The sequence below is a fragment of the Leptolyngbya sp. GB1-A1 genome, from assembly GCF_039962475.1.
Classification (GTDB): Bacteria; Cyanobacteriota; Cyanobacteriia; order Elainellales; family Elainellaceae; genus Leptolyngbya_A.
On sequence record NZ_JAMPLI010000090.1, the window covers coordinates 1 to 10,195 of the forward strand.

Sequence of the window (10,195 nt, forward strand, 5' to 3'; positions counted from 1 at the left end):
CGCAGCAAAAGGAGGAGAATCGAGCCTTAAGTCAATCGCGAGTGGTCTGTGAAAATGCGTTTGCTGGAGTCAAGCGTTACAACGCGGTGAGCGCTATCTATCGCAATCGAAAAGCGGAGTCTGATGATCACCTTATGCTAACCGCAGCAGGATTATGGAACTTCTACCTGACTGCGGCATAGGAAGAACTTGAAAGGTCGCATTGGCTAACTCTGTTCTTATTTCCCGACAACTCTAATAACCGTTCGCTCCGTTCTGATAGCAGAATTCGATGTCTTTGGGATTTGAAGAAGTGGTAAAGACGACGATCGGAATCTCTTTAACGCTCTGATCCTGCTTTAGCTGTTCCAGCACTTCACGACCGTCTGTACCGGGTAGGTTCAGGTCGAGCAAAATCACTGAGGGGCGCTGTATATTGCGCTGCTTTCCATTTGCTCTATCCTGGTAAACAAAATCTAAAACTTTATCTCCATTGGTGCAGCGATGAATCGGATTCTGCACCTTCATCTGCTGCATCAGCAGTTCCAGTATCTCAAAATCCTCGTCACTGTCTTCGGCAATCAGCAAAGGGTTGAAGGATTGAGCTGCCATTCTGTATTACTAAGCACCGATGCTCCATCAAGCATACTACAGCAAGTTCAGATATCTTACAAAAACTTAATATTCTAATCCTACCTACTCAGGCTGACATCTGGATCTGCCTCTGGGCGTTTGGTTCAATTAATTCTTGGTTTGATTAATTCAAAGTGAAATAAAACGTTGAGCCTTCGCCGTAGCAGGACTCGATCCAAATTTGCCCACCGTGACGCTCAATGATTTTTTTAGCGATCGTCAATCCTGCCCCTGTTCCTCCGCCATACAAGTGCTGCTCATGGAGTCGCTTAAACAGTCGAAAGACGCTGTTGAGATGGCGATCGCGGATGCCAATGCCGTTGTCGCGGACGTAAAAGGTGAGGGGGTGAGGGAATGAGGAGGTGAGGGGGTGAGGAGATGGGGAGAAGAGGGTTTTGTTTATGATTTTCTGTGTTCTGTCTGCTTCAATAAAGCCGATCTCGACCCACTGATGAGGCTTGTCATTGTATTTGACAGCGTTGCTGACCAGGTTCATCAGGACTTCCTGAATCAGGATGGAGTCACAGTGGAAGGTCGGGAGCGGACGCGGAATCCGAAATTCGGTTTGCAGGTCGGGGTGACTGAGGCGCAGTTCTTCAATAACTTGATGCAGGATTGAGTTGAGATCCGTGGGCTGAAGATAGAGTTCGGTTTGTCCCAGCCGGGAGAACTTCAGCAGTGCATCGATCAGCGACTCCATGCGGCGGGTTAGGCGGGTCAGGGTTCGCAGCCGCGCCTTGCCGGACTCGTCCAGAATATCGGAGTAGCCTTTCAGCAGCAGGTTAGAGTAGTTATGAATGCCGCGCAGCGGTTCTTTCAGGTCATGTGAAGCCGCATAAGCAAAGGAATCTAGCTCGCGAATGCTGTTTTCTAGCTCCCGGTTCACTTTGGCTAACTCGTCTGCTTTTTTAAGGACAACGCCGACGATCGCACTTCTCAGATCGAGCGCGTTCTCCAATTCGCAGGTTTTCCAGGGCAACGAGGTGAACCGCACGACTTCCTGCCATCGCTCGAACGATTTGCGCGGACTAAGGGTGATGCTGCCGTTTTCTGCAACGTTCAAAGCAGCGTTCGGATCGCCTGCCCAGTTGACTGTTTGCAGCACTTCTTGGCGAAACCAAATTATTGTGTAGCGTCGCACCTGGGAAATTTGCAGTAAAAGCACTCCGCTGGCACTGTCCTTGAATGGCTCGGCGGCAGCATAAAGCTTAGGCAGTGAATCGGTGTGAAATAGCGGGGCGTTGAACCGGGGAAGCTGCATTTCTGCCCACTGAAGCAGGGCGCGAACCTGTTCTAGCGTGGGAGTGGTTCCAACTAGGGTAATTTCATCTTCCAGGCACACTGCTACCCCCTCAGCATTAACCAAGTCCAGCAGGCGAGGAGCAGGATTGATCAGGGCTTGTTTCAGATCATTCGCCTGGGAAATCGATTGGAGAAAGGTCGGACTGCAACGATCGCAGCTTTGTCAGATAGTTGAGTTCTTCGGTATTGACTTTGTTTGCCAGTTCTGATGCAATCAGTTGCGCCAGCAGTTCGCAGCTTTCCCGCATTTCGTAACTGATTGTTTTTGACCTTTGGTGATGACAGGAAATGAGCCCCCACAGGGTTTCGCCCTGGTTCAGTGCGGCGACCAGAATGGCAGCGACATCCATATTCTGGTGATATTCCACGCAGCAGGGGTCAACACTTCGCAGAATTGCGCGTTCCAGGTCGGCCGGTTGTTGGGTGACTGGATTCTCTGCGGGAATTAACGCGATCGGTCGGGTATTGAGATCGGGAATGTAGCGTAGCAGTCCGCGTCGATAAAGTTCTCGCACGGGTTCTGGAATATCGGTTGCCGGGTAGTGCAGTTCCAGATAAGGAGCTAAGTCTTCTCGCTTTGCTTCTGCAATCACTGCCCCCGCGCCCTGAGCATCAAAGCGATAAATCATGACGCGATCGAACCCTGTGAGCACACGAATCCCTACGGCTGCGGCTTGCAGAAATTCCGCCAGATCGGGGAGGCGACGCAGTTGGGCGATCGTCTGATTCACCTGCGTTTAGAGCTGTAAGGCATTCAGATGGGGTTGGGCGTGCGCTGGTTCTACCTCCAGAATGATTACGGTGGCCGTTGCGTGTACAGTGCCGTTGAAACACTGCGTGCCTCTCCAAAGGTGAAGGGCTGCCTTGCTGTAGCGGCTCGCCTGCTTTACTCCCTGTTGAATTGCGGCGATCGCAACCTCATCGAGCAGGACACCGATCGACTGACCGAGCAAATTTTCGGGCGAAACGCCGAAATAATCCTCAGTATTCGCGCTAACTTGCAGCACAACCAGTTCAGGATTGCTCAACACAAACAGAATGCCAAAGGGCTGGATTGAGCCTGCGAAATGGACAGGTTCGGAAGGGAAACTGCCTGGAGGAAGACCAGGGGTGTTATGGGGTTCAAACCCATTCATAGCAGGGCAATGAGAAGAACTGTGACTTTATCAGAACTGTAGCTTTATGGCGTTCTAACCATAACTTTCTCTGAATTGTAGCAGGGTGTTGCATTATGTTAAGTAAACTAGAGCAATCCTAAAGAGAATATTAAATTGTTAAGCAATTCTAAAGAGCAGATGAATGCTGCTAGCATAAAATCTAAAGAAAATCTTAAATATCTCAGAAGGAGTTTAAGTGATGCTGGTTAGCCCCTCGATATTGCGAATGACATGGGCTGTTGCCGAAGAAGCTTTGCCCCATGATCTAGTCGCTCTTTCAGATGCAATATTGGTCAAGCTCCTGCTGCAGCGTGTCTCTCAGAAAATTTTGCTGAATGGTGAAGAAGTGCGGGCACTGGATGACTATCTCACTGCGAATGTCTCCTTAATTCGCGATATTGCTGAATCTCGTTTGATTCAGGAGATTGCTTGAAAAAGGGAGTTTTGTTGCTAAGTATCGGTGTCAAGAAGTAATTGCAAAGCTCCTTCAGCCCGACTTCAAAGAATTATTTCAATTTTGATGCAACAGTCCAGGTTGCGTAAACTCTGCACGAGCTGATGGATGAGGCTTGAATCCTGCCATACTTTCTACTTTGACTGCTGTGCTGCTTCTGCTATAACAGTCACTGGAAAGGGAATTCTTGCTGATCGAAGCCTTCCAACAACAGGCGCAACAGCCACGGTATAGACAGCCACTGAAGAGAAAGCTTGATGTTTGTTCTAACGATTCACTTGACCAGGTCGGGTACGTCCGGGAAATGCTTTTTCGTGCAATCTGGGCAAATGCCATGGGTCAGTTCAGCGTGGGAAAGCTGCTTAATGTAATCTTCGACACGATGCCAGTACCCCTCATCATTCCGAATATTCTTACACCAAGCGCAAATGGGCAACAATCCACGCAAGGCGTGAACATTTTCGACAGCTTCTGCTAAGGCAGCAGAAACACGACGCAATTCCAACAGAGAAACGACTTGCCGAGCGAGGGCTTGTAGGGCAGAAAGCTGATCTAGGTTGAGTTTTCGAGTTTTTTGATCGATTACACAAAGGGTGCCTAAGGCTTGCCCCTCTGGATTGATCAGTGGCGCACCTGCGTAGAAGCGAATGTAAGGATCTGCCGTCACTAAAGGATTGTCTGCAAACCGCTCGTCAGCATGTGCATCTTCAACCACCATCGGATCTTGTCCCAAAATCGCGTAGGAACAAAAGGCTTGCTCGCGGGGCGTTTCCGAGACAGCCAACCCAACTTTTGATTTGAACCACTGCCGATGCTGATCGAGCATGACCAGCAACGCGATCGGTGTTCCACAAATAAATGAGGCGAGATGAGTAATATCGTCAAGTCCTGCTTCAGGGTCAGTATCTAAGATTCGATACTGCCGTAACGCCTCTAGCCTTTCAGCTTCATTGCTTGGGATTGGCACTGCCATGGCTTTGCCCTTGTGATGCTTCTTACCTCCATTTAAGCTGAAGTTTCTCGAGGACTATTTGTTGTGTTTAGAGCGTAATAAAAAGAAAACTTAAGTTTGGGTTTATCACCGATCGTGGCAGACATCCTTCTTCTCAAGCTCAAGCTGCCGGGATTCAGTTCAGAGTTAAAAAACGGCTACAACAAAGCCCCTACCTGAATGAGCGAGGGCTGTTTTATTGATGGCATCGGGGCGATCGCCTCACTGCCGTTGCTTTTTGCGATATTCCCAGGGCTTGAGGGCATTTAGATATTCCAGATTCCCTGCTTTGACTGCTTTGACTGCTGTTTCTGCCTGCTCCATTTGAGCTTTGTGAGGGCAGTTAGAAGCATACTGCCTGTACAGATAGTCATTGCCGCTCTGATATGCTCGACGTTTAGAACCGTTCTGCTAACACTGAAAACCTCTGCGACTTCTTGACCATAGCGATCGACATCCACCACAGTCAGCCTGGCTTGATTGTTCGATCGCTTCGCCAGTGATTGCAGATTGTTCCGGCTTGCCTCTCTCAGTTGCTGTTTGAGTTTGGGCGCATCAATGCCACAGAGCCGGATTCGTTCTTCTTTCCCATCCCAGAGTATGCGCATCGTGTCTCCATCATGAACATTCACGACTTGAGCAACTTCGCCTTGGGATGTGGGGGACTGGGCAGGAGTTAAAGTTTCTTGATTGCTGTAAGTTTGGCAGCAAAATATCTTCAACCTCCCTAAGCTTTTACAGAAGGGTTTTGTGTAGACATTCTAGGCTCTTCTATCCTGCTGCTTTTTCTACAGTTCATATTAATTCTGGCTTTCATTTACTTCTGTTAGGCAATCAAATAGTGAACTATTGACAGAGGGTAAGCAAAGCTCAGATTTTAGATAAAACTATTTCAATACTCCGCTGGTCGTAAGATCAACTCAAATTCTTATTTGTATTTCTATAGGTTGATCATACTGTTTTCTTAAATCTTTAGAACAGTAGCCAGTGAGGCAAATTTTTTAGCAGTTTGAACAGGATTTATTCCACGAGCAACTTATGCTCTACACAAAAATTTGCAAGCTGCTTAGGAAAATAAGCATTCCTCATTCATCTCATTACGCTCAGTTTTGAGGAATGCCTTTTGTTTTAGACAGAAAGTAATTAACTACGTCAAGGAAGTTACCATGTTTCTACACACCAAGCGTTTGCAGTACTTTACCAAACCAGAACGTCCCGATCCGATTTACGCCAAGAAGTTGCAGGAACTCATTGGTGGATCGATGGGCGAGATGACTGTTATGATGCAGTATCTTTTCCAGGGCTGGAACTGTCGCGGACCTGCAAAATATAAAGATCTACTGCTCGATACTGGAACTGAGGAAATCGGTCACGTTGAAATGCTTGCCACAATGGTTGCATTTCTGCTTGATAAAGCCCCTGTCGAAATGCAAGAAGAAGGGGTAAAAGATCCGGTTGTAGGTGCGGTAATGGGAGGATCAAATCCTAGAGATGTAATTGTTGCATCAATGAACCCTCAGCACGAGATTGTGTCTGGTCAGGGCGCGATGCCTGCGGATAGCGTTGGCTTCCCCTGGAATGGTCGCTTTATCACGGCAAGCGGTAACCTACTGGCAGACTTCCGCTCTAATCTCCACGCCGAATCTCAAGGTTTGATGCAGACGGTTCGCCTGTATGAAATGACCAATGACAAAGGCGTGCGCGATCACCTCAGCTTTATGATTGCCCGTGATACGATGCACCAGAATCAATGGCTTGCAGCGATCGAAGAACTGAAGAGCGATGGCTTTGAAGAAACCGTTGTCCCCAAAATTGCACACGAATACGGGCAGCGGGAACACGCTTATGAATTCTGGAACCATTCCGATGGAACTGACAGTGCCGAAGGACGATGGGCAAAAGGCCAGTCGATCGATGGCAAAGGAGAATTTAAGTACGTGGCAAATCCGCAGCCGCTTGCAGAAGAAGTTGAGCCGCCGCAACCCAAGCCCAAACTCCATGCAACGCCCAAAACGCCTGCGATGATGAAAACCAGCGATAACGGGTTGAAAAACATTGTAGACAGCGCGGTAGATGCAGTGGATAGCCTCACAAAGGGCGAATAGTCGTGATTTGCTAAAAGGGGCATTTCTAATTCTTCAGAACCTCGAAAGTAGCTGTTTTCTCTACAATCGAATTTGTTCTTTAGGGAGATGATGCCCCTCAAAAATTACTGAAGTAGGCATTGCGGAAAGGCGTTGCTAAATGCAGATAGCAGATATAATTTTCAATTGGCAACGCCAGCAAATTTTATGCAATGCAAACTTTGTGGGAAGCAAACGCTATGTTATGCAATGTTGCAATTCCAATGCTTCCTTCTCGTGATTTAAGCAGGACGATTGCTTTTTATCAGAAATTAGGGTTTCAAGCGTCTTCCGACCCCAATGCTCAGGATTTAGACTACTCGATTGTTTCTCGTGAGACGATCGAGCTTCATTTTTTTCGATTTGCTGAGATTATTCCAGCCGAATCTTATGCAGGATGCTATCTGCGGGTGAGGGATGTGGATTCACTGTTCCGTGAGTTTCAAATACAGTCCTTACCCTTTGAGGGAATTCCCAGACTCGGCAAGATCGCAAATCAGCCCTGGGGAATGCGAGAGTTTTATCTGGTTGATTTAGATGGAAACCTGATTAAAATTGGGCAAGTTATAGCTGCTTAGTTGCTGGATTAATCAGTCAAGGTGCTTAGTAGAAACTCGGTCAGGGCATCGGGCAAAATTTCATCCAGCATTATGATTGTGACGATAGCAAATTTGGCTCCCACACTTTGCAAATTGTCGTCCAGCGCAGTCAAAAAGCCTTTGGCAGTCAGGCCTTGCCCGATTTGAACAAAGCCAACTCCTAAATTTTCATTGCTATCAAATCGCCATCCGTAGCTTTACCAGGACGGCCCTAGCGGGGCGGAACGCCGCTCACCTTCAGCACATCTGCTAGCGTCCCACAGTAGGTAGGCAAGCCAAACGTTAAGGGACTGACCGGATTAGTGTAGGTGAAGTGGCGATACTGCAAGCAGAACCGATCCCATGCTTCCATCTGAATCCGAAAGACCGCAATCAGAAAATTGGCAAGCCCGATCGAGAGCGGAATTCTAAACAAGATCGGCTGATGCAAATAGTCGCAAACTTCTTCGACTGCCTGATTGACTGTCATTGCCTCATTGCCCAACACCACATCGTGCGATCGTCCCACTTCTAAAGGATGATCCACGAGATGCATCGCCACCTGAGCGATATCCCTGGCATGGAGAAAGTGAAAGCCTGCGTCTGCCTTAAAAAAGCGAATCAAGCCTGCCCAGCGCAGCACTTCCCGAATTCCAGAAGTCAGGTGGGACAGGGGCTTTTTCTCATCGCCGCCAAACACAAGCGTTGGAAATAGAGTGGTAATCTTAGGAGCGATCGGCAGTTTCGAGAACTGACTGTAGCAGTTGTATTTCGATCGGATATAGTCTGTGCCGATTTCACCTGCCTGCTTCAACGGCTGATTCTGACGATCGAGAATACTTGCTGTCGAAAAATAAAGCACCTGCTGGCAGCGATCGGGGTCGAGCAGGCTCATCAGCCGCAGTGTTTTGGTTACATTCACGTCAAATACTTCGTCTGCGCCGCCCCAGGAAGTTGCTGCGAGAATCGCACAGTCGATCGTCTTCAACAAGTCACCAAAGTGATCGATCTCGCGCATATCGCCCTCAACTAGGGTGATGCCAGGACGAGCGTTATAGTCAAAATTCAGCTTGCTCACATCGCGCACCAGAAAAAACAAATCGTGCGGCGTTTGCTGAATTAGTGCTTCCGCTAGATAGTGACCAATGCAGCCGCTTGCACCCGTAACAAAAATGCGTTTGACCATGCGAAAAAATCAAGATGAAGAATGAACACAAAGAACACTTGAACGACAAGACGGCAATCTCATCATCATGTGCCGCTCCTTGTCATCTAACCATGCCCTGCTCGAAAAAAATCATCTCTCGATTGGCGCACGCCTGCCTGACCCTCACCCGCTAGAATAAAAATTCAAGTGCTGAAGAAAATATGCTGCCACGGGAAGACCTACTCAAAGGAATTGAAAATCGAGAAACGGCGGTTCGTGTGATTGACCAGGCAGAAGTCGCAATCAAGGCTTGGGAAGTCGTCTGTACCGATTTCCTATCACCGCCTGAACTGGCAGAAGTACAGCAAATGTTTTCTCGTTTGGTTGATGTGCAGTTTCTCACCTGGGGAGGCTATCCGCAGGCAGAACGGCAGCGTGTTGCCATTGCCCGATCAGATTTGCCGCTGGATCAGTCTCAGGTCGAGCTAGCTGCTCTGGAAATTGCCGGAAATTTTTTGTTTGACCCCGCCAGCCATCGGGATTTTTTGGGGGCGCTTTTAGGCACAGGTCTTGTGCGGGAAAAAGTGGGTGATTTAATTGTGCTGGGGGAGCGGGGGGCACAGGCAATCGTCGTGCCTGAACTCACAGATTTTCTAGAAATTAATCTGACTCAGGTGCGATCGGTTCCAGTGAAGACGCGCCGCATTGACCTGAGTGAACTCAAGGTTCAGCCACCCAAGAAGAAAGAGATGACCACGGTAGAAGCTTCGATGCGCCTTGATGCGATTGCTTCAGCAGGTTTTGGAATGTCGCGCAGCAAAATGGCGGATTTGATTACCGCAGGCGACGTGCGAGTGAACTGGAAGGAGATTACTCAGTCGAGCCATACGCTGAAGCCGGGCGATCTGGTTGCCATTCGTGGCAAGGGACGGCTTGAAGTCGGAGAAGTGGCTGTCACAAAGAAGGATCGTTACCGGGTGCAGTTAACTCGTTTAGTGTAACCCTGGCTAAGGCAGAGCAACGGTGATACGAAGCTGTTCTGACTTTGAGGCGATCGAATTATTTCTCCTTAAAGATGCTGGCATATCAGGTGAGCGGGATTGCTTAAGCTCAGCTGCAAGACTTGCCAGGCCCAGGCTGAATGAAGGTTTCACCAAAGCTGTAAAAGAGCCTATTTTTTGTAGAGTCTGAGCGCTCAGGGATAACGTTAACTGCGGCTTATGTCGAGCCATCAACCCCAAATTGCCTAAAGGACAGAGTTTGAACATTCCGTCAACCACATTTCGGAGATCAGAGCATTTCCAGACTTAACCGATTCTGCTTTCCGAGATCTACAAATTCATCAGGGTAGACTATGACGAGGCAATGCTTAAGTAACCCGAAACCACAACCTTCAGCATTTCTGATCCCAGCTTGGTTCGTTAGAGGTCACGACGGCTCTTGTGATCGGAGATTCAGCTTGTAGAATCTCGTGTAGGAGGGCGATTACTTGAGTAAAGCTACGAGATTGACTAAACCAATTTGCACTAGAGTGTTAACCCAAAGGATTGACCCAAAAACGTTATCAATTTAGGCGCATTTCTGCTCTGCTTGACAAGCTGACAAAGTCTAGGAAACCACTTGGCATCCACCCGCTTTCAGGTCTGTACACGTATCTGTACATAGATCTAATCGCTCCAATTACCGTCTCAGCAATTTCCCAAGAATTTTGAGGGGTGTGGGTTGACAGTGAGGAGGTAGGTTAGTTATATTGATAAAGCGGTGGAGGGAGCGAGGCCAAAGCGAACGAGCTAAGGCGACGTTTCTGAGACCAGAACCTCGACAATTAGAT

11 protein-coding genes and 1 pseudogene are annotated in these 10,195 nt (G+C 48.3%); 5 read left to right on the forward strand and 7 right to left on the reverse strand.

The genetic code is table 11. The features are described 5' to 3' along the window. Positions 1-182: transposase family protein (locus tag NDI45_RS29770; protein WP_348249938.1), on the forward strand; the 182-nt coding region annotated here is incomplete at its 5' end. 55 nt (positions 183-237) lie between these two features. Here NDI45_RS29770 and NDI45_RS29775 read toward each other — a convergent pair. The 4 genes and pseudogenes from NDI45_RS29775 to NDI45_RS29790 form a co-directional block, all read right to left on the reverse strand. Next, positions 238-591 (reverse strand): annotated as a pseudogene (locus tag NDI45_RS29775) (response regulator); the annotation flags it as partial. 145 nt (positions 592-736) lie between these two features. Further along, the gene (locus tag NDI45_RS29780; RefSeq protein WP_348249944.1) at positions 737-2,038 is read right to left on the reverse strand and encodes an ATP-binding protein; all 1,302 of its coding nucleotides are present in this window, start codon (positions 2,036-2,038) and stop codon (positions 737-739) included. Further along, positions 2,022-2,645 carry a GAF domain-containing protein gene (locus NDI45_RS29785; RefSeq protein ID WP_348249939.1) on the reverse strand — a complete coding sequence of 208 codons (624 nt, stop codon included), beginning with the start codon at positions 2,643-2,645 and terminating at the stop codon, positions 2,022-2,024. The genes NDI45_RS29780 and NDI45_RS29785 overlap by 17 nt, the downstream gene beginning before the upstream one ends. 6 nt (positions 2,646-2,651) lie before the next feature. After that, entirely contained in the window at positions 2,652-3,050 is a 399-nt protein-coding gene (locus NDI45_RS29790; RefSeq protein ID WP_348249940.1) for a hypothetical protein, read from the reverse strand. 247 nt (positions 3,051-3,297) lie between these two features. Between NDI45_RS29790 and NDI45_RS29795 the strand changes: the two genes are divergently transcribed. Then, positions 3,298-3,504, forward strand: coding sequence for a hypothetical protein (locus tag NDI45_RS29795; RefSeq protein WP_199296355.1), 207 nt, complete (start codon positions 3,298-3,300; stop codon positions 3,502-3,504). 295 nt (positions 3,505-3,799) lie between these two features. Here NDI45_RS29795 and NDI45_RS29800 read toward each other — a convergent pair whose 3' ends face one another. Further along, positions 3,800-4,498, reverse strand: a complete 699-nt coding sequence (locus NDI45_RS29800) for a GAF domain-containing protein (protein ID WP_190790268.1) — start codon at positions 4,496-4,498, stop codon at positions 3,800-3,802. A 284-nt stretch (positions 4,499-4,782) separates the two neighbouring features. Further along, complete coding sequence (locus NDI45_RS29805; protein WP_348249941.1) at positions 4,783-5,124, reverse strand: thermonuclease family protein; 342 nt, start codon at positions 5,122-5,124, stop codon at positions 4,783-4,785. Between the two features lie 558 nt (positions 5,125-5,682). On the opposite strand from NDI45_RS29805, the gene NDI45_RS29810 reads away from it, so the two are divergent. Next, positions 5,683-6,621: a manganese catalase family protein gene (locus tag NDI45_RS29810; protein WP_190790270.1), complete on the forward strand. Its 939-nt coding sequence runs from the start codon at positions 5,683-5,685 to the stop codon at positions 6,619-6,621. A 242-nt stretch (positions 6,622-6,863) separates the two neighbouring features. Continuing rightward, on the forward strand, positions 6,864-7,217 hold the full coding sequence (locus NDI45_RS29815; protein WP_199296356.1) for a VOC family protein: 354 nt from the start codon (positions 6,864-6,866) through the stop codon (positions 7,215-7,217). Positions 7,218-7,449: 232 nt separating this feature from the next. Here NDI45_RS29815 and NDI45_RS29820 read toward each other — a convergent pair whose 3' ends face one another. Next, positions 7,450-8,403: an NAD(P)-dependent oxidoreductase gene (locus tag NDI45_RS29820; RefSeq protein WP_348249942.1), complete on the reverse strand. Its 954-nt coding sequence runs from the start codon at positions 8,401-8,403 to the stop codon at positions 7,450-7,452. 182 nt (positions 8,404-8,585) lie between these two features. Between NDI45_RS29820 and NDI45_RS29825 the strand changes: the two genes are divergently transcribed. Further along, complete coding sequence (locus tag NDI45_RS29825; RefSeq protein ID WP_348249943.1) at positions 8,586-9,365, forward strand: photosystem II S4 domain protein; 780 nt, start codon at positions 8,586-8,588, stop codon at positions 9,363-9,365. Positions 9,366-10,195 lie beyond the last annotated feature (830 nt).